Consider the following 19,328-nt stretch of genomic DNA (forward strand, 5'->3'; position numbering starts at 1 on the left):
CCTCGGAATGGCATTAGGTGAGTTCCTGTCTTTCCGGGAAATGACATTATTTTTTCTTAACGCTATTAACCATTTCTCATCAGCCAGCCCCCGTGAACTACAACACACCCTCCTATTGACCAAGTTCTCGTTACCTGATTTTTTTCTGAAAATTTATAAATTTGTCGCCATAAGCCACACAATTACCAGTTCCTCCACTGAGGACAATAATTTCAAAATCGTTATATACCTGTATCAAAATGAAACCTTGGTACTATTTTGGGTCTTTTTAACCGCCAAAAGCCTAATAAGGCGGCTATCCGGATCTCTCTGTTGGCGGATTTTTTTCTGTCAGTGGGAGCTCTTTTCAGGAGTGACCGGCACACCAAATGACCTATTGGTGGCCGGAAAACAACAATTTCGAAGAGATAACAATAATGACCTCACCATTAAAAAGCCTTCGGCAGAAGACTGCTCTGGCAAGCGTATTCACACTGCTGTGCACCGCGCCCTTCACCGCCCTGGCTCAGAGTGCTGACAACACCCAGCTAACGGATCGCATCATCGTCAAATACAAGGAAAGTGCCAAAGTAGGCCGTGCAGCCAGTATGGCCAGGGACACTGTGGAAAAGGCCTCCCGTCGCGCTGGCCACAAAATGCGCCACCTGCGCCGTATGGCCACAGGCGCTCAGGTAATGCGCCTGGAAGGTCGCAAAAACAGAGCGGAAATGAACGCGATTATCAACCGCCTGAAGCAGGACCCGGATGTTGAATACGCTGAACCGGATTTGATGATGCACGCAATGGCTGTGCCCAATGACTCCAGTTACCTCAATCAATGGCACTATTATGAGTCCACCGGCGGCCTGAACCTGCCATCGGCCTGGGATGTCACCCAAGGTGAGGGAGCAGTTGTCGCGGTACTCGATACCGGTTACCGCCCACACCCCGATCTGGTGGACAATATTCTGCCGGGCTATGACATGATTTCCGACACCTTTGTGTCTGTAGACGGCGATGGCCGCGATAGCGACGCCACAGATCCGGGCGACTGGTTTGCCGATAAAGCCTGTGGCGATGATCCGAACATTCCCTCGGAAAGTGATAGCAGCTGGCATGGCACCCACGTCGCCGGCACCATCGCTGGGGTCACCAACAACAATATGGGTATCGCCGGTGTTGCCTACAAAGCCAAGATCGTACCGATACGTGTGCTCGGCCGCTGCGGTGGCTATACCTCGGATATTGCCGACGGCATTATCTGGGGCGCCGGCGGTTCTGTCAGCGGCTTGCCGACCAACCCCAACCCCGCACAAGTGCTCAACCTGAGCCTCGGTGGCGGTGGCAGCTGTGACACCACCACACAGGCCGCCATTAATACCGCGCGCAGCCTCGGCGCTACCGTCGTAGTCGCCGCCGGTAATGACTCAAGTAATGCCAGCCAATATTCTCCCGCCAGCTGCGATGGGGTAATTACCATTGCGTCGACCAACCGCGATGGTGGCCGCTCTTACTTTTCCAATTACGGCAGCGTTGTGGATGTTGCAGCACCGGGGGGCGCACAGAGCTTCGCTAACGATCCCGATGGCATTCTCTCCACCCACAATAGTGGCAGTACGATCGCGGGCAGCGATAGCTACGTCTACATGCAGGGCACCAGTATGGCAGCGCCCCATGTTGCCGGTGCGGCCGCACTACTGTATTCGGTAAACCCCAGCCTGGGCCCCGACGACATCGAATCAATACTCACCACCACCGCACGCAGCTTCCCGTCTTCATGCAGTGGCTGTGGTGCCGGTATCGTCGATGCGGCAGCGGCCGTTGCCATGGCGAGTGGCGGTAGCGATGGTGACGGTAATGGCGATGGTGGCGACAACGGAAATGGCGGCGGTGTCAGCTGGACCGAAACCAACCTTTCCGGCAACTCCGGCAGCTGGAGCGACTTCACTATCGAAGTTGCTGCGGGTACCTCGAGCCTGAATATTGAGATGTCCGGCGGCAATGGTGAAGTCGATCTCTATGTGCGTCACGCCAACTACCCGACTCTGCGCAGATATGATTGCCGCCCCTACCTCTGGGGTAATGAAGAGACCTGCACCATCAGCAATCCAGATTCCGGTACCTGGTATGTCAGCGTGTATGGTTATGACTCCTACAGTGGCGTTACCCTGAAGGCCGAAACAACTCCTTAAGAGCACCCTCTGGCCGGCACTTTAAACAGCCGGCCTTTATAGGGAGGTATTTTGGTGCGACTAAGCAGCAAATAGCTGAAATACCTCCCTTAAATGGTGCAAGGCACATAACAAAGGTTAGAAGTTCTCCGCCTCTTGGGTAGAGGACCGCATCTCTGTAACCTTGCACCAATCCCCAGCTTTGCCAGCAATACCGTCAGATCTCCTTAGTGCACTTTTTTCGGGCACATATTTTGCCTGTTAGTTAACGGTGCCTCGCCTTACGCAGCCCAATCAATAGCGGTGCACCCGGATTGATATCCATGTCAGCTAAATGCTGACTGGGGCAACAACCATCACGGAGAGATAACAATAATGAAAACATCACTGAAAAACCTACTGCAAAAATCTGCACTGGCCAGCCTATTTTCACTACTGTGCGCGAGCCCCTTCGCCGCCCAAGTGGAGAAGACAAGTAGCACTCAAATTACCGATCGCATTATCGTGAAATACAAGCAAGGGACCAAAGTAGGGCAGGCTGCCAGCCTGAGCCCGGAAACAATGGCAAAGGCCTCCCGTCGCGCCGGCCACAAGATGCGCCATCTGCGCCGTATGGCTACTGGGGCACAGGTGATGCGACTGGAAGGCCGTAAAAATAAGGCTGAACTGGAAGCCATCATCAGCCGCCTGAGACAGGACCCGGAGGTCGAATATGCGGAGCCGGATCTGATGATGAAGGCCATGGCCGTGCCTAACGATCCCAGCTACTACGACCAATGGCACTACTTCGAATCCACCGGCGGCCTCAACCTACCTGCAGCCTGGGACAGCGCTCAGGGTGAAGGTGTCGTGGTCGCAGTGATTGATACCGGCTACCTGCCCCACGCAGACCTGGTCGCAAATATCCTGCCAGGCTACGACATGATTTCCGATACCGACGTCTCTGTGGATGGCGATGGTCGCGATAGTGATGCCACCGATCCCGGTGACTGGTACACCAACACCCACTGTGGCGACCCGAGCTACCCAGAAATGGATAGCAGCTGGCACGGCACCCATGTGGCCGGCACCATAGCGGCGGTCACCAATAATAATATGGGTATCGCCGGGGTGGCCTACAAAGCGAAAATTGTCCCGGTACGCGTTCTCGGCCGCTGCGGTGGCTACACCTCGGACATCGCCGACGGCATTATCTGGAGCGCCGGCGGTTCCGTTAGCGGCGTGCCGAATAACCAAAATCCAGCGCAAGTGTTGAACCTGAGCCTGGGTGGCAGTGGCCGCTGCGACATCACGACACAGAATGCCATTAATACCGCGCGTAGCCTTGGTGCCACCGTTGTGGTTGCCGCGGGTAACTCGGCCCGCAATGCCCGCCGTTACTCGCCAGCTAGCTGTTCCGGGGTTATTACTGTCGCCGCCACAGACCGCTCCGGTGGTCGTGCCTACTACTCCAATTACGGAAATGTGGTCGACGTGGCCGCTCCCGGAGGTGAGATCAACGTAGTCAGCAGCGATGGCGTACTTTCCATCCTCAACAGCGGCAGCACATTTTCCGGTACTGATGCCTACGCTTTCTATCCCGGTACCAGCATGGCCACACCCCATGTGGCTGGCGCTGCGGCACTAATTTATTCGGTAAACCCCAGCGTGACCCCGGATGAGGTGGAATCGATTCTCACCAGTACCGCGCGCAGCTTCCCGGCGAGCTGTTCCCGCTGTGGCTCCGGTATTGTCGATGCCGCCGCCGCGGTAGCAGCGGCCAGTCTTCAATAGAAGGACTTCTCTCTGGAGCGGTCGTAAAGGCCGCTTCTCTTTTCACACCTTCCCCCCCTTTACCCTTTCACCTTTTCACCCCGCGTACACTTCTGACCTCCTTTCCCGTTCCATACCGGATTTCATTCCTGAACCCAATCCCGGTCCAAGCTACCCCCATCTCAAAGCTGCCGTATTAACAGGCTCAACAATCACCCGAATCCGACTGGAAATACTGACGGATTTCGGAATCCAGATCCTGTGGATATTTTTACCTCTGGTCCCGTGTGGCAAAGTCCATTGATACGGTATGAAGCAATAACAATAAGAGGTCGCCGTGGATCTGATTACCTTCGCCATCCCCTTTTTCCTGATCGCCGTGCTCACCGAGCTCGCCCTGGACCGCTGGAAAGGCTGGGGGCTCTATCGCCTCAACGATGCCCTGGGCAACCTGAGTACAGGCATCCTCAGCCGTATCCTGGGTCTCACCTACAAGAGCCTGTTTCTGGTGATTTACATCCCTCTGTTCCAGCTGCTACAGCCCTACTACCAGGCAGTCGGCTTTAACTGGTCTATGAGCAACGGATGGCATCTGGCGCTGGCTGTGCTCGCTTACGACTTTTGTTATTACTGGAAGCACCGTATCTGCCATGAAGTGAACGTGTTTTGGGCGGAACATTTGGTTCATCACCAAAGTGAGGATTACAACCTTACCACCGCTCTGCGCCAGTCCAGTGGAGGCCTGCAGTTGGATTGGGTGTTCTATTTGCCCCTGCTATTGATTGGCTTGCCGGCGGAAATGGTGATCGCCGCTGGTGCTATAGACCTGATTTACCAATTCTGGGTACACACCCAAAAAATTCCCAAAATCCGTTGGATGGAGTGGTTGCTGATTACCCCTTCCAACCACCGTGTGCACCATGCGCAGAACAAGGTTTATGTGGATAAAAATTACGGCGGAATCCTGATTTTGTGGGACCGACTGTTCGGCACCTATCAAGAGGAATTGAAGGAGGAACCGTGCATTTACGGTGTGCGCAAACCCCTAAACACTTTCGATCCGCTGGCGGCCAACCTGCAACATTTAAAACGCATGGCTCAGGACGCCTGGTATACCAAAAACTGGAGGGATAAATTTACCCTTTGGTTCCGCCCCACCGGCTACCGTCCCGCCGATGCCGAAGCAGCGATGCCTGTGCCCTCCACCGATTTGGCGCATTTCCAGCGTTACAATCCGCAGATTCGTCGGGGCCGGCGTAACTATGCGCTGGGCCAGCACCTCTGCTATTCCACCGCTACCCTGGCCCTACTCTGGTACTACCAGAGTCTGGAGATTACCTCACTGCTGGCCGCAGTGGCCCTGTTGGTTTTTAGCCTGGTGGTCAATGGGCGCATTCTCGATAACCACCCCCTGGCAAAATATCTGGAGCCACTACGCCTGACCCTCTACTGCGGGGCCCTGCCGCTGTTAAGTGCACAATTTGTCCCAGTTTTTAGTGCTTATATCGCACTCAGCGCTCTGGCCTGGGGGTGGTTGGCAATCACCGGCAAAGAGGATACAGTCGCTGTCGTTTGCGATTAGCAACCAGGAGTGAACCTCGATTACAGGATATTGGTGGTGATCGAGCAATCTCCCGCTGGGCGATCCCGGCCGGGCTCAGGAGGCAGTTTGTAGCGCCCCCTGAAACTCCCAACACATACCCCCCAACTCCGGCCGGGGTTTAGCCTTTTCCCCCCTATATCTCCTTGGGATTGCGCAACTGCCAGTCACCGCTCGTGTAACCGCTTCGGTTATAATGCGCGCTTTGCCCCCTAACAGGATCAGTTGTGCAAACAGGAACCCTCTATACCGTATCCGCCCCCTCCGGTGCTGGGAAAACCAGCCTCGTCAAAGCGCTGGTGGATAGCGACAGTCAAATCACCGTTTCTACCTCCCACACCACCCGGCCTATGCGCCCCGGTGAGGTCAACGGTGTCGATTACCATTTCGTGTCGCGCGAGGAGTTTCTGGCAATGCTTGAGCAGGATGCTTTCTTCGAGCACGCCCAGGTATACGGTGATAATTACTACGGGACTTCCAAGGGCAGTATCGAGGAAATTCTCGCCAGCGGTCGCGATGTGGTTCTGGAAATCGACTGGCAGGGCGCCGCCCAGGTGCGTCGGCTGCACTCGGAAACCATCGGCATTTTTATTTTGCCGCCCTCCCAAGAAGCGCTGCGCGAGCGCCTCACCGGCCGTGGCCAGGATGACGAAAGTGTAATCGAGCGCCGTATGGATCAGGCCATCGATGAAATGACCCACTATGTAGAAGCGGACTACCTGGTGATCAACGACGATTTCGAGCAGGCCCTGGTGGAGCTTCGTTCCATTTTCACCGCCCAGCGCCAACGTCTGAAAAAGCAACAGAAACGCCACGGTGATCTGTTGCAGGCACTGCTGCGCCATTGAGCCGGTTGATCGAATTGCGTACACTCCGCGGTCCGGTAAAATAACCGGTCCCCCGAACAGAATTCGCCCTCCCGGGCACAGTGAATGGAACCGAAAGTTTATGGCACGTATCACCGTTGAAGATTGCCTGGATCACGTCGACAACCGCTTCGAACTCGTAATCGTGGGTAGTAAACGCGCCCGCCAGATCGCCACCGGCGGACAGGATCCGATGGTTCCAGAAGAGAACGACAAGCCCACCGTTATCGCCCTGCGCGAAATCGAGGAAGGCTTGGTAGATGCGAGTATTCTCGATCAGCCTGACCGCGAAGAGGCCCCGGCGCCCATGGCCGCCCCGGCTTATCTATCCGACCAGGAAATCTGAGTTCGATCTGTTCTGACCAGAGTTTTATGAGTTATATGAGAGGCGCGCGCGGCATTGCACACCATCGATAGTCTGGCCCACCGCCTCTCCTCATACCTGCCTCCCGAGCAAATCCAGATAGTCCGTCGCGCCTATTTCTACGCGGAACAGGCCCACGACGGTCAGCAGCGCCGTTCTGGCGAGCCCTACGTGACCCACCCTCTGGCGGTGGCCACAATTCTCGCCGGCATGCATATGGATCACGAGAGTCTGGCAGCGGCCATGCTCCACGATGTGATCGAAGACACCGGAATCCCCAAAGCCGCTCTGGAAGAGCAGTTTGGTGGTGAGGTTGCCGATATTGTCGACGGCGTTTCCAAGCTGACCCAGTTTGAGACGGATAGCGCTGCGGAAAAACAGGCGGAAAACTTCCAGAAAATGGCCCTGGCCATGGCGCGCGATATCCGCGTGATTTTGGTCAAGCTGGCCGACCGCCTGCACAATATGCGCACCCTAGGCGCACTCAAGCCGCAAAAGCGTCACCGCATCGCCCGCGAAACCCTGGAAATTTATGCACCCATTGCCCACCGCCTGGGAATGAACGATGTGCGTATCGAATTTGAGGACCGCGCCTTTTTTGCGATTCATCCGCTGCGCGCCAGCCGGCTGCGCGCCGCGCTGGTAGCCGCGCGCGGCAATCGCAAGGAACTGTTGGAGCAGATTCAGAACGCCATAGAGCTGCGTCTGCAGCGGGAGGGAATAAGCTCCCTGGTGATCGGTCGCGAGAAGCACCTGTTCAGCATCTACCAAAAGATGCGCACCAAGAAGAAATCCTTCAAAGAGATCATGGATGTCTACGCTTTCCGCATCATCGTGGACAGCGTGGACACCTGCTACCGGGTGCTGGGCGTGATGCACAGCCTGTACAAACCGGTCATCTCCGAATTCAAGGATTATGTTGCCATCCCCAAATCCAATGGGTATCAGTCCCTGCACACCGTACTGCTGGGCATGCACGGGGTGCCTATCGAGGTGCAGATCCGCACCAAGGAAATGGACGAAATGGCCAACAGCGGCATCGCCGCCCATTGGCTGTACAAGGCCTCCGGCGATGAGGTAATCAATACTGGCGGTACCAGCCAGGTGCGCGCACGCCGCTGGGTGCAGGGCCTGCTGGAAATGCAGCAGCGCGCCGGCGACTCCCTGGAGTTTATCGAGAACGTTAAAATCGACCTCTTCCCCGACGAGGTCTATGTATTCACTCCCAAGGGGCAGATTGTCGATCTGCCCGCCGGTGCCACCGCCGTGGATTTCGCCTACTCAGTGCATACAGATATCGGCAACTCCTGTGTGGCCGTGCGGATCAACCAGCGGTTGGCGCCCCTGTCGCAGCCGCTGGCCAGCGGGCAAAAAGTGGAGATTCTCACCCGTAAAAACGCTCAGCCAAATCCAAACTGGCTCAACTTTGTTGTCACCGCCAAGGCCCGCAGCGCCATCCGTCACTTCCTCAAGCACCAGCGCCACCACGATTCCATCGCTCTGGGGCGGCGCCTGCTCGAAAAGGCCCTGGGTAAATTTAATACCCGCCTGGAAGAACTGACACCGGAGCAACTGGAGCAGGGACTGAAGGAAGCCAAATGTCCCACGTTGGAAAAACTGCTGGAGGAGATAGGCCTCGGCAACAAGGTAGCCTTCTCCGCAGCCAAGCTATTGACCCCTTCTCACAGTGAAGAGGCGGAAGCGAGCAACATCTCCTCACCGCTGACCATCGACGCCCAGGAGGGCATGATGATCAGTTTCGCACGCTGCTGCCGGCCGATTCCGGGAGATACCATTATCGGCCATATCAGCTCAGGCAAAGGCGTGGTAGTGCACAGGGATACCTGCCGCAATACCAACGAATTCCGCGAACACCCGGAAAACCTCATGCCGGTGAACTGGTCGCCGGATGTGCGCGGGGAATTCCTCGGCGATGTGCGGGTGGAAGTGGAGTCTGAGCGCGGCATTATCGCGCGCCTGGCCACTCGTATTACCGAAGAGGGCGCCAGTATCGAGCAGATCAACGTGGACGAAAAGGACGCCCATAACAGTGTGATTTCTCTCACCCTGGAAGTGAGCGGTCGGATTCATCTGGCGAGGGTCATGAAGAGGCTGCGCAATCTGCCATCTGTAATCCGCATCTCACGCCCTTGAGATAATCTGTCGATATATTTGTTAGCGGATCACAGCAGATAAGTTTTTGGCTTTTCTTGGCCTTTAGCGTCGCTGCCATTCAGCATTAAAGCGCGCTATATTTACCCGCTTTCTGCAAATAGCAATAAGTAATGGAGTGCCCAATGCCCAACCGCGCGATTATCAAGACAGACAAGGCTCCCAAAGCAGCCGGCACCTACTCCCAGGCGGTAAAGGTCAACGATACTGTGTACCTGTCAGGGCAGATAGGACTGGACCCCAAAACCCAGCAGATGGTTTCAGGCAGTTTTGCCGATGAGGCGCGCCAGGTTTTCCACAATTTGGGGGCGGTATGTGAGGCCTCGGATGGCTCGCTTCAGCATATTGTAAAGCTCAACCTGTACATCACCGACAGCAGCAACTTTGCTGCGGTGAATGAGGTAATGACAGAGTTTTTCCAGGAGCCATACCCAGCGCGTGCCACCGTGGTGGTTAAAGAGCTGCCTCTCGGAGCGCAATTTGAAGCCGAAGGAGTAATGGTGCCCTAACCCAGGAAAGCACGATGCTGCAGAGCCGGGCACACACCCGGCTCATTCACTGTTCTACCTTTCACTCTCTTAAATTTCCCACTCTTAGCTTTTTACTAGCCTTCCGCTTCCAATAATGCGCTGTAGCCCACTTTGTAATCGGGATATTTAAGCTGATAGCCACTGGCGAGCATGCGCTGGTTACTGAGCTTCTTCGAGCGGCGCTCACTGGTCTGCACAATCTCACGCAGATGGGCACTGGTGTAACCCATCGCCTTCACCAGCCATTGCTGCAGTTCATACATGGGCACCGGCTTGCTGTCAGCACCAATATACAGTGGCTCCGGCTTCCAACCCTGCTTGTGTCTTTCAACCAGGTGCAGCAAAAAGCCAATGCAGTCATCCACATGAATACGATTGCTGAATTGGGGGGGCTGGGGCGGGGCACAGCGACCTGCGCGCACCTGGGAGAGCAGGCGGTCGCGACCGGGGCCATAGATACCGGCAAAGCGTACAATGCAGGCACCCGGTATCGCCGAGTGAATAATATCCTCCGCCGCGAGCAGTGCCTCCCCCTGAAAACCACTGGGCACAGGGAGCGTCTGCTCATCGAGAAAATCATCGCCGCTTTGGCCATACACGCGGGTGGAAGATGCCCAAATCACCATGCGCGGTGGTTTTGGCAAGCGCGAAACGGCCTCACTCAGCGCCCGGGCAGTCTCCACATAGGCGCGCTGATAACCGCTTGGGGTATGTTCATCCGGGGTAAATGTGGCGAGGATGATATCGGCACCATCCGCCAGCAGGCGCTCTATATCCCCCACCTTGGTCGCATCCCCGCGGCGCCAATTGACGGCATCTGCCCGTCGCTTACTCGCCAGAGCCACCAGTGGATTGCGCCGCATGCCGTATACGCTGTATTGCTTGCGATCTATATTGAGCGCAAGACGCGCCCCGAGGTCGCCACACCCAAGGATCCAAAGCTTCTCTTTTTGTGTCATATAGTTCCCGGCAATCGGGCGCCTGGGATAGCGTCGATTGCCATATTCCCTTGATATTGTGCTGTTGCGTCCCGCTGGAGAAACCCTACCTGGGGAACCCCTAGCCTTTTCTCCGGCCGTTTATGCGGTACGCCAAAAATTATCCGCAAACGATTGCGGCTTTACCGTCCATGAATAACGATGCGGGGCACTTTCGCGCCTCGCCATTCCATCTGCCACTCTGAAATTGAACTAATTACCGCGCCGTTTGAGTAAGCGGTAGACAGCGAGAAAGATAATCGCACCAATGGTGGCCGTTATTATGTCGCCAAATCCGAAACCGGTCACGGGTCCACCGAATCCAATCAGGGCGCCCAACCAACCACCGATAAAGGCCCCAATGATGCCAATCACCATTGTGACTATCCAACCACCGGGATCTTTACCTGGCATGATCCATTTCGCTAAGGCGCCGGCAATCAGTCCGAGAATAATCCAGGATAAAACTCCCATGGCGTTTCTCCATTCTGTTGGCCCCCATAAGATATAGCAAAATTTTGCGCCTCAATCCCATATACCCTTCCATAATTGGTAATTTTTTCCAACTTTGTGCTTGAGGCGACAGCTTGAAGTTCAGTAGTGGCCAGCGGCCATTATTTATGAATAATAGCTATCAACTACTATTCTTTAATTGTCTTTACCATGACCCTCAATGAACTGCGCTACATAGTCACTCTCGCTCAGGAACAGCACTTCGGCCGCGCTGCCGAACGCTGCTTCGTCAGCCAACCGACCCTATCTATCGCGGTAAAAAAGTTGGAGAAAGAGTTGGGGGTCGCCCTGTTCGAACGCTCCAAGACACGGGTACAGGCCACACCACTGGGAGAGCGCATTGTCGCCCAGGCCCAACTGGTGCTGGAGCAATCCGCCGCCATTAAAGATATCGCCAGCGCCGGTAAAGACCAACTGGCGAGCCCCCTCTCGGTTGGGGCGATATTCACCATCGGTCCCTATCTGTTCCCTCATTTTATTCCGCAGCTGCAGCACTTAGCACCGGACATGCCCCTTTATGTAGAAGAGGGTTACACCGCCACCCTGCGCCAGCGCCTGCGCAAGGGGGAGTTGGATGCGATCATTATTGCGCTGCCATTCACCGAGCCCGATGTCGTCACCCAGCCACTTTATGACGAGCCCTTTGTAGTTTTAATGCCGGCGGGACACCCCCTTGCACAGCAGGAATTCATAGAGCCCGAGCAGCTCACCAAAGATAATGTACTGCTGCTGGGGGAGGGCCACTGTTTCCGCGACCAGGTGCTGGAAGCCTGCCCACATTTACAGGTGACTATGGACAAGGAGAGTGGCGGTGGAGGCATTCGCACAGCTGCCGATGGCAGTTCGCTGGAAACCCTGAGACACATGGTGGCTTCCGGGCTCGGCATCACCGTATTGCCATTCTCCGCTGCCACCGCCTCGCAATATGCCAGCGGGCTGCTGGAGACCCGCCCCTTTAAGGCACCCGGCCCTCGACGCACCGTCGCCCTGGCCTGGCGCGCCAGTTTTCCACGCCACCGTGCTATCGATATATTGCGTGAGGCCATCAGCCAGTGTCACCTGATCGAGCCATAAACAGCCTCGCGGATCAGCCGGTCACCAACCTCAAAGGGGTAGGGGACAAGTTTGCCCAGGTGCTGGCCAAACTGCATATCCACTCCCTGCAGGACCTGCTGTTCCACCTGCCACTGCGCTACCAGGATCGCACCCGGGTCGTGCCGGTAGCCGGACTCACCGCCGGCATGGACGCCGTTATTGAAGGTGAAGTGACCGCAGCCGATGTGGTCTTCGGCCGCCGACGCAGCTTGGTAGTGAAGCTGCAGGATATGAGCGGCAGTATCACCCTGCGTTTTTTCCACTTTTCTGCAGCGCAGAAAAATCGCTTTGCCCGCGGTATCCGCGTGCGTTGCTTCGGCGAGGCACGACGCGGCGCCGCCGGCCTGGAGCTGTACCACCCGGAAACTGAGGTGGTCGGCAGTGAAAACGCCGCTACTGAGGAAACCCTGACACCGGTTTACCCCCTGACCGAAGGCGTTAGCCAGGGGCGTATGCGCGACCTGATGCAGCAGGCAGTGGCTCTACTGCGAAGCGGAGCGGTTACTGAGCTGCTACCCGCTGAGTTGTTACCAAAAACACTGCGTTATCCCCTGAGTGACGCCCTGATTTATTTGCATTCGCCCCCTGCCGGCACCCAGCTGGAACAGCTCGCCGCCGGCACGCATCCCGCGCAGCAGCGCCTGGCATTGGAAGAACTGCTCGCACACCACTTGAGCCTGCTGGAACTGCGGCGCAACAGCGCCAGGGTCGCGGCACCGCCACTGCCCGTAAACAAATCCCTGGAGAGGGATTTTCGCTCGCGCCTGCCATTTGCGCTCACCGGTGCACAACAGCGGGTCTGCGAGGAGATCGCCGAAGACCTCGCCCAGGACATCCCCATGATGCGCCTGCTGCAAGGTGACGTCGGCGCCGGCAAGACTCTGGTAGCCGCCATGGCCGCCCTCAAAGGCATCGGCGCTGGGGCTCAGGTGGTGGTGATGGCACCGACTGAGATTCTCGCCGAACAACACAGAATCAACTTCTGCAACTGGCTTGAACCTCTCGGTGTTCAGGTCGCGCAACTCACCGGTAGCTTAAAGGCCGCCGAGCGACGCGAGCAGTTGGGCAAAATTGCCAGTGGCGAGGCGCAGCTGGTGGTGGGCACCCACGCGCTCTTCCAGGAAGGCGTGGTATTCCACAATTTGGTGCTGGTAATTATCGACGAGCAACACCGCTTCGGGGTGCGCCAGCGTTTGGAGTTGCGCGAGAAGGGCGCTGCCAGCGGAGCGACCGGCAGGCTGCAGCCACACCAGTTGATCATGACCGCTACCCCGATACCCCGCACCCTGGCAATGTCCGCCTTTGCCGACCTGGATTGCTCCATCATCGACGAGCTGCCCCCCGGGCGCCAGCCGATCAACACCGTGGCAATCTCCAACGATCGCCGCGATCAGGTGATGGAAAGAGTGCACTGTGCCATCGCCGAAGGGCGCCAGGCCTATTGGGTCTGTACCCTGATTGAGGAGTCCGAGAGCCTGCAGGCTCAGGCAGCGGAGTCCACCGCCGAGGTATTAGCGGAGATGCTCGACGGTGCGCGCGTAGCCCTGGTACACGGGCGCCTCAAGCCGGAACAGAAAGAGCAGGTTATGAGTGCCTTTAAAGCCGGTGAGGTGGATCTGCTTGTAGCAACAACGGTGATCGAGGTCGGGGTGGATGTGCCCAATGCCAGCCTGATGATTATCGAAAACCCCGAACGCCTGGGCCTCGCCCAGCTGCACCAGCTACGCGGTCGGGTAGGGCGCGGTTCTATTGCCAGTCACTGTGTACTGCTTTACGGCACTCCGCTTTCACAAAATGGCCGCGCGCGTTTACAGGCACTGCGCCAGCACAGCGACGGCTTCGCCATCGCGGAAGAGGACCTGCGTTTGCGCGGCCCCGGTGAAATTCTCGGCACCCGCCAGACCGGGGAGATCCAGCACCGCATCGCCGACCTACAGCGGGATGCGGAACTGCTGCCGCAGGTGCAAAAAATCGCCGTATCTCCGGCTCTGAATCAGGAAATGCGCAGCCAGCTGATCAAGCGCTGGCTACAGAACAAGCCCCGCTTTGCCGAGGCTTGATACCTGGGCGCCTCAGTGGGCGCCGATAGTATTTTGCTGGTCGTTGGCATTTACACTGTTGTAATTGGAGTCATAGTAGACCTCCTCATCCAGTGCGCCCTCACTCTTCGCCACCACGCTGCTCACCACCGCATCGCCGGTGATATTCACTGCAGTGCGCACCATATCCAACAAGCGGTCGACGCCGATAATAATCGCGATACCCTCCAGCGGCAGACCCACCTGCTGCAGCACCATACCGAGCATGATCAGACCAACTCCGGGCACACCCGCGGTACCAATGGAGGCCAGAGTTGCCGTCAGAATTACGGTGAGATAGCCGGTAAAACCAATATCAATGCCATAGAATTGGGCGATAAAGACCGTAGCCACCCCCTGCATAATCGCGGTGCCATCCATATTAATAGTGGCGCCAAGGGGTACAGTAAAAGCAGCGATCTTGTTATCGACGCCGAGACGCTTTTCCACCGTCGACAGGGTTACCGGGATGGTAGCCGCTGAGGATGCGGTACTGAAAGCGAAGACCATGGTCGACCACATTTTCTTTAGCAGCTCCAGCGGGTTGAGGCCGCTCAAAAGCTTCAAGATTATCGAGTAAACACCCAGAGCATGGAGCAACAGGGCAGATAAAACGACCAGGAAGTATTTACCCAGTTGCACTAACCCACTGAATCCAAGATCCGCAAATGTCTTCGCCAAGAGAGCGAATACTCCATAGGGTGCAAATACCATCAGCACTCCAACCATGCGCAGTACAACGGTATTCAAATCGTTAAAGAAAGCGGCAATTCGCTGGCCCGGCTCACCGCAACGGGAAATCGCGTAGCCCATCAACAGGGCAAACACGATAATCTGCAGCATATTGCCTTCGGCCATAGCCGCGACCGGGTTGGTGGGGAAGATATTCACCAGGACTTCAGAAAGGGGCGGAGACTCCTTTGGCTGGAATGTAGAATTTACTGTCGCAGCGGCCTCACTCACACCAACCCCAGGCTGGAATACCAGTGCCAGGCACAGGGCCACTGTTATGGCAATCGCCGTAGTGAGCATGTAAAGCAGGACAGTTTTACCCGCCAGCGGCCCGATCCGACTGCCCTCTGACAGGGCACAGGCACCGCTGATCAAGGAAACCAATACCAGTGGCACCACCATCAATTTCAGCGAGGCGATAAAGATCCGGCCGATGATGTCGAAGAGCCCCTCTGTCAGATAGAGATTGATGGCCTCGGTAACGCCGGCACCCAACAACTGGCTGGCATTCAAGTAATTGAACAAGACCCCCAGGCCGATGCCCGCCACCATCCCCAGAAGAATTTTGGTCGTAAGCCCCATAACAAGCTTCTCTTTATAAATTCATTGTTTTCATTAAAGGGAGCACTATATCCATTGCCGCCCCGGTGAGCAAAAATCCAACGGGGTGGCGCCAGCCGCCAGAGGGCAGGGTACAATGCCCCCTTTTGCAGACTGCGGAGTTATCGTTGCACCAATCTCCATTTGTACCTGCGGGCGATTGGCAGGGGCGGCCATTTGAACCGGCGCAGTCCCAGCCACCGGAAAACCTGATGCCGTGGCTGGCGTACACCGGTTCGCTCACTGCAGCCCTGAAGCAATTAAGTGGGGGGGACTTTAGCGTGCGGGTACTCGGCCAGAGCTGGCAACTGCCCCGCGCCGAGGAGTGCCGCGCACTCAATTTAAATCGCCGCAGCCGCGCCCTGGTGCGAGAGGTTCTATTGCTGGGCTGTGGCCAGCCCTGGGTTTACGCTCGTAGTGTCCTGCCCCTGCGCAGCCTGCAGGGCAAGTCCCGCAACCTGCGCAGCCTGGACAGCCGCCCCCTGGGGGAGCTGCTTTTCAGCGAACCGGGGATTCGCCGCGGTGAGATAGAGTTCAACCAATTGCGCCGCAACCCCGATTTGCAGGCTCAAGGGCTCTGCAACGAGGGCGATAACGTCTGGGGGCGCCGTTCAATATTTTGGCTGCGGGGCAAACCCCTGCTGGTGGCAGAGGCCTTCCTCACGCACTTTCGTCCCGACGGCCCACCCATAGCCCCCACAAACCAATAACCAAACACAGGGAGATAAGCTACCGTGATCAGCCAACAAATCGCCGCGCGCTGGCCCGCAGTAATGCCCTATTGGCAATTGGCGCGTATGGATAGGCCCATCGGCTCCCTGCTACTGCTATGGCCAACCTGGGCCGCACTTTGGCTCGCCGCGGGCGGCTGGCCAGGGCAGCACCTGTTTGCGGTGTTCACTCTGGGAGTCATACTGATGCGCGCGGCCGGCTGTGCGGTAAACGACTTTGCCGACCGCGAGATTGACGGCCATGTAAAGCGCACCGCCACGCGCCCCCTCGCCACAGGAAGCATTACCCCCAAGGCAGCCCTGGGCCTCTTTGCCGGGCTCAGCTTCGCGGCTTTTCTACTGGTCCTCACCACCAACCTGCTCACGATTTTATTGTCATTGCCAGCACTGGCATTGGCCTTCTGCTACCCCTTCGCAAAGCGCCATACTCACCTGCCACAAGTGGTACTGGGTGCGGCATTCAGTATGGGCATCCCCATGGCTTTTGCCGCAGTGACTGGCGAAGTCCCGCCACAGGCTTGGCTTCTTTATACTGCCAACCTGTTGTGGACTCTCTGCTACGACACCTTCTACGCCATGGTGGATCGGGATGACGACCTGAAAATCGGGGTCAAATCCACGGCAATTCTGTTCGGGGATATGGACAGAGCCATGACTGCAGCCCTGCAGTTTTTGGTGTTATTGGCACTACTGTTGATGGGCCAGCGCTTTGCTCTCGGAGCCATTTACTATGTGGCTATGGCTATCGTGGCGGCATTCTTCTGCTACCAGCAGTGGCTGATCCGCGACCGGGACAGAAACGCCTGCTTCAAAGCATTTCTCCATAACAACTGGGTCGGATTGGCGATATTTGCCGGAATATTCCTGCATTACCTCTTCAATTGATCCAGGTCTGGGAGTTGAGGCATAACCGTCATATATTTGTCATATAAATCCCGTTTAATCCCCGGTCATAACCGGGAACTTCTGACAACAGAACGGGTATGGCAGCCAAATGCACAGTAAAACAATCCTGATTGTCGACGACGAAGCAGCAGTCCGCGATATGCTACGGGTGGCGTTGGAAATGGCAGACTACCGCTGCCTGGAGGCGGAGAACGCCCAGGAGGCCCACGCCCTGGTCATCGACGAAAAGCCAGACCTCATTCTCCTCGATTGGATGCTGCCCGATGTATCCGGTGTGGAGCTGGCCCGCCGCCTCAAACGCGACGAGCTGACCACTGCGGTGCCCATTATCATGCTCACCGCCAAAGGTGAAGAAGATAATAAAATCAAAGGGTTAGAGACGGGCGCCGACGACTATATCACCAAGCCATTCTCCCCCCGCGAACTGGTGGCGCGCCTCAAGGCAGTGCTGCGCCGCGCCGGCCCAGCCACCCCCGAAGACCCCCTCAGCGCCGGAGATTTGGTTCTGGACCCTCTCAGCCACAGGGTCAACATCAAGGGACAGCCGGTGGATATGGGCCCGACCGAATTTCGCCTGCTGACCTTCTTCCTCTCTCACCAGGAGCGTGCCTACACCCGCACCCAGCTGCTGGACCATGTCTGGGGCGGTAATGTGTATGTGGAGGAGCGCACGGTCGACGTGCATATCCGCCGCCTGCGCAAGGCGCTGGCACTGGATGGTCACGACCGCTATATCCAGACGGTGCGCGGCACCGGCTATCGATTTTCTGTGCAAACTGTCGAAAAAGTGTGACAATCCCCTGGATCGGCACTGACTCCCGCGGTAACCCTTGGTCATTCCTGTAGAGGACCGGGTTTCTAAGATGTACTGAGTGCGGGGGTGGACACCAGCCCTCCCGACGACCGCCAGGTAACACGGCAAGGCTATGTTGGATCGCAGTATTGGCGAATTTTCGCGCTTTTTAATTATTGCACTGGGCTGCTTAACCCTAGGGTTCACCACCTCCGAGTGGTCCCTGACCCTGATCTTGGGGCTGGCAGCCTACCTGCTCTCGGTGCTGTGGCAACAGCACCGTTTCAATCGCTGGCTGGCCAATGGCCGCCGCGGCCCTGCGCCCACCGCTTTTGGCATCTGGGGCGAAATCTACGACGACTTCTACCGCATGCAGCGCCGCCACCGCCGCGAAAAACAAAAGCTGCACGCCATGTTGCGCCGTGTTCAGGACAGTACCAGTGCCCTGCGCGAAGGTATTGTGGCATTGGAAAATGGCGACCATCTGGCTTGGTGGAACCCCGCCGCCGGCGAGCTGCTCGGCCTACAGTCCAGCGATCAGGGACAGTCCCTGGTGAACTTCGTGCGCGATCCCGGATTTGTCAGCTATATGCACAGCGAGGACAACAGTCCCCGCGGACCACTGACCCTGCAGGCGCCGGGTAATGAAGCTCTTCACCTGCAGCTGGAAGTCACCCGCTACGGTAAGGATGAAGCTCTGGTGATCGTTCGCGATATCACTCGCCTGCACAATCTCGAGCAGATGCGCCGGGATTTTGTCGCTAACGTCTCCCACGAACTGCGCACTCCGCTCACCGTAATCGCCGGCTACCTGGAAACCCTACAGAGCAGCGATATGGCTCCCCCCGCCTGGCGTCGCCCTCTGGTTCAGATGGAGGAACAAGCCGCGCGTATGACCACGTTGGTCAATGATCTGCTCCTCCTGGCACGCCTGGAGACTTCCGAGCGGAAATCCAGCGACGTCTCCGTGGATGTCCGCGAGTTGATGGAGCGGGTTGCCCGGGAGGCACGCAGCTTTAGCGGTGACCGCCACCCGGTCACGGTGGACTGCGAAGGGGATTGCAGCATTCGCGGCGATGCCAGCGAGCTACACAGCGCCTTCGCTAATCTTGCGTTCAATGCGGTGAAATACAGTCCGGGGAACGGAGAAATCCAGCTGCGCTGGTGGCAGGATAAGGATGGCGGACACTTCAGTGTGCAGGACCAGGGTATCGGCATAGATCCGATTCATATCCCGCGTCTTACCGAACGTTTTTACCGAGTAGACCCCGGTCGCTCCCGCGATAGTGGCGGTACGGGATTGGGCCTGGCCATTGTCAAACATGTACTGTTGCGCCACGGCGCAGAAATGAGTGTTCGGAGCGTCCCCGGTCAGGGCAGTACCTTCACCCTGCACTTCCCCTCCACCAAGCTGGAAGAAAAACCCTCCAGGGCACTGCTACAAAACGAAAAGGCGGATTCCTGATCCG

Annotated in this window: 16 protein-coding genes; 13 read left to right on the forward strand and 3 right to left on the reverse strand. The window is 57.0% G+C overall.

The annotated features are described in order from the left end of the window. The first annotated feature begins 416 nt into the window (after window positions 1-416). From FIU95_RS19975 to FIU95_RS20005, 7 genes are all read left to right on the forward strand, one after another. On the forward strand, window positions 417-2,171 hold the full coding sequence (locus FIU95_RS19975; protein WP_152455876.1) for a S8 family peptidase: 1,755 nt from the start codon (window positions 417-419) through the stop codon (window positions 2,169-2,171). Between the two features lie 354 nt (window positions 2,172-2,525). After that, window positions 2,526-3,923: a S8 family peptidase gene (locus FIU95_RS19980; protein WP_152455878.1), complete on the forward strand. Its 1,398-nt coding sequence runs from the start codon at window positions 2,526-2,528 to the stop codon at window positions 3,921-3,923. A 316-nt stretch (window positions 3,924-4,239) separates the two neighbouring features. Beyond that, window positions 4,240-5,484, forward strand: coding sequence for a sterol desaturase family protein (locus tag FIU95_RS19985; protein WP_152455880.1), 1,245 nt, complete (start codon window positions 4,240-4,242; stop codon window positions 5,482-5,484). 245 nt (window positions 5,485-5,729) lie between these two features. Further along, window positions 5,730-6,350 (forward strand): guanylate kinase, encoded by a 621-nt coding sequence (gmk, locus tag FIU95_RS19990; protein ID WP_152455882.1) that lies wholly within the window; start codon window positions 5,730-5,732, stop codon window positions 6,348-6,350. Window positions 6,351-6,450: 100 nt separating this feature from the next. Beyond that, window positions 6,451-6,714 carry a DNA-directed RNA polymerase subunit omega gene (gene rpoZ, locus FIU95_RS19995; RefSeq protein WP_152456479.1) on the forward strand — a complete coding sequence of 88 codons (264 nt, stop codon included), beginning with the start codon at window positions 6,451-6,453 and terminating at the stop codon, window positions 6,712-6,714. Between the two features lie 54 nt (window positions 6,715-6,768). Continuing rightward, entirely contained in the window at window positions 6,769-8,886 is a 2,118-nt protein-coding gene (gene spoT / locus FIU95_RS20000; protein ID WP_152455884.1) for a bifunctional GTP diphosphokinase/guanosine-3',5'-bis pyrophosphate 3'-pyrophosphohydrolase, read from the forward strand. Between the two features lie 143 nt (window positions 8,887-9,029). Further along, a complete protein-coding gene (locus FIU95_RS20005; protein WP_152455886.1) occupies window positions 9,030-9,413 on the forward strand; it encodes a Rid family detoxifying hydrolase in 384 nt (127 codons plus the stop codon). 95 nt (window positions 9,414-9,508) lie between these two features. Here the strand turns inward: FIU95_RS20005 and FIU95_RS20010 are convergent, their stop codons facing one another. Further along, a complete protein-coding gene (locus tag FIU95_RS20010; RefSeq protein WP_152455888.1) occupies window positions 9,509-10,393 on the reverse strand; it encodes an NAD-dependent epimerase/dehydratase family protein in 885 nt (294 codons plus the stop codon). A gap of 231 nt (window positions 10,394-10,624) precedes the next feature. After that, the gene (locus FIU95_RS20015) at window positions 10,625-10,885 is read right to left on the reverse strand and encodes a GlsB/YeaQ/YmgE family stress response membrane protein (protein ID WP_020413961.1); all 261 of its coding nucleotides are present in this window, start codon (window positions 10,883-10,885) and stop codon (window positions 10,625-10,627) included. Between the two features lie 189 nt (window positions 10,886-11,074). Between FIU95_RS20015 and FIU95_RS20020 the strand changes: the two genes are divergently transcribed. Further along, window positions 11,075-11,998: a hydrogen peroxide-inducible genes activator gene (locus tag FIU95_RS20020; protein WP_152455890.1), complete on the forward strand. Its 924-nt coding sequence runs from the start codon at window positions 11,075-11,077 to the stop codon at window positions 11,996-11,998. Next, entirely contained in the window at window positions 11,977-14,079 is a 2,103-nt protein-coding gene (gene recG, locus FIU95_RS20025) for an ATP-dependent DNA helicase RecG (protein WP_152455892.1), read from the forward strand. The genes FIU95_RS20020 and recG overlap by 22 nt, the downstream gene beginning before the upstream one ends. Window positions 14,080-14,091: 12 nt before the next feature. Here recG and FIU95_RS20030 read toward each other — a convergent pair whose 3' ends face one another. Further along, the gene (locus FIU95_RS20030; protein ID WP_152455894.1) at window positions 14,092-15,411 is read right to left on the reverse strand and encodes a dicarboxylate/amino acid:cation symporter; all 1,320 of its coding nucleotides are present in this window, start codon (window positions 15,409-15,411) and stop codon (window positions 14,092-14,094) included. A 146-nt stretch (window positions 15,412-15,557) separates the two neighbouring features. On the opposite strand from FIU95_RS20030, the gene FIU95_RS20035 reads away from it, so the two are divergent. The 4 genes from FIU95_RS20035 to phoR all read left to right on the forward strand — a co-directional run bounded on the left by FIU95_RS20035 (window position 15,558) and on the right by phoR (window position 19,324). Beyond that, on the forward strand, window positions 15,558-16,139 hold the full coding sequence (locus FIU95_RS20035; protein WP_152455896.1) for a chorismate lyase: 582 nt from the start codon (window positions 15,558-15,560) through the stop codon (window positions 16,137-16,139). Window positions 16,140-16,202: 63 nt separating this feature from the next. Then, complete coding sequence (gene ubiA / locus FIU95_RS20040) at window positions 16,203-17,045, forward strand: 4-hydroxybenzoate octaprenyltransferase (protein WP_152456480.1); 843 nt, start codon at window positions 16,203-16,205, stop codon at window positions 17,043-17,045. 109 nt (window positions 17,046-17,154) lie between these two features. After that, complete coding sequence (gene phoB, locus FIU95_RS20045) at window positions 17,155-17,859, forward strand: phosphate regulon transcriptional regulator PhoB (RefSeq protein ID WP_152455898.1); 705 nt, start codon at window positions 17,155-17,157, stop codon at window positions 17,857-17,859. A gap of 133 nt (window positions 17,860-17,992) precedes the next feature. Then, window positions 17,993-19,324, forward strand: a complete 1,332-nt coding sequence (phoR, locus tag FIU95_RS20050; protein WP_152455901.1) for a phosphate regulon sensor histidine kinase PhoR — start codon at window positions 17,993-17,995, stop codon at window positions 19,322-19,324. The last annotated feature ends 4 nt before the right edge of the window (window positions 19,325-19,328 follow it).

Source organism: Microbulbifer sp. THAF38 (assembly GCF_009363535.1).
Taxonomy (GTDB): domain Bacteria; phylum Pseudomonadota; class Gammaproteobacteria; order Pseudomonadales; family Cellvibrionaceae; genus Microbulbifer.

What these genes read in the sequence shown, in the direction of transcription:
- FIU95_RS20015 (WP_020413961.1), bottom strand. Translation starts at nt 10,885, where the DNA reads ATGGGAGTTTTATCCTGGATTATTCTCGGACTGATTGCCGGCGCCTTA.
- FIU95_RS20020 (WP_152455890.1), top strand. Translation starts at nt 11,075, where the DNA reads ATGACCCTCAATGAACTGCGCTACATAGTCACTCTCGCTCAGGAACAG.
- FIU95_RS20005 (WP_152455886.1), top strand. Translation starts at nt 9,030, where the DNA reads ATGCCCAACCGCGCGATTATCAAGACAGACAAGGCTCCCAAAGCAGCC.
- phoR (WP_152455901.1), top strand. Translation starts at nt 17,993, where the DNA reads ATGTTGGATCGCAGTATTGGCGAATTTTCGCGCTTTTTAATTATTGCA.
- ubiA (WP_152456480.1), top strand. Translation starts at nt 16,203, where the DNA reads ATGCCCTATTGGCAATTGGCGCGTATGGATAGGCCCATCGGCTCCCTG.
- FIU95_RS20030 (WP_152455894.1), bottom strand. Translation starts at nt 15,411, where the DNA reads ATGGGGCTTACGACCAAAATTCTTCTGGGGATGGTGGCGGGCATCGGC.
- rpoZ (WP_152456479.1), top strand. Translation starts at nt 6,451, where the DNA reads ATGGCACGTATCACCGTTGAAGATTGCCTGGATCACGTCGACAACCGC.
- FIU95_RS19975 (WP_152455876.1), top strand. Translation starts at nt 417, where the DNA reads ATGACCTCACCATTAAAAAGCCTTCGGCAGAAGACTGCTCTGGCAAGC.
- FIU95_RS20010 (WP_152455888.1), bottom strand. Translation starts at nt 10,393, where the DNA reads ATGACACAAAAAGAGAAGCTTTGGATCCTTGGGTGTGGCGACCTCGGG.
- FIU95_RS19980 (WP_152455878.1), top strand. Translation starts at nt 2,526, where the DNA reads ATGAAAACATCACTGAAAAACCTACTGCAAAAATCTGCACTGGCCAGC.
- phoB (WP_152455898.1), top strand. Translation starts at nt 17,155, where the DNA reads ATGCACAGTAAAACAATCCTGATTGTCGACGACGAAGCAGCAGTCCGC.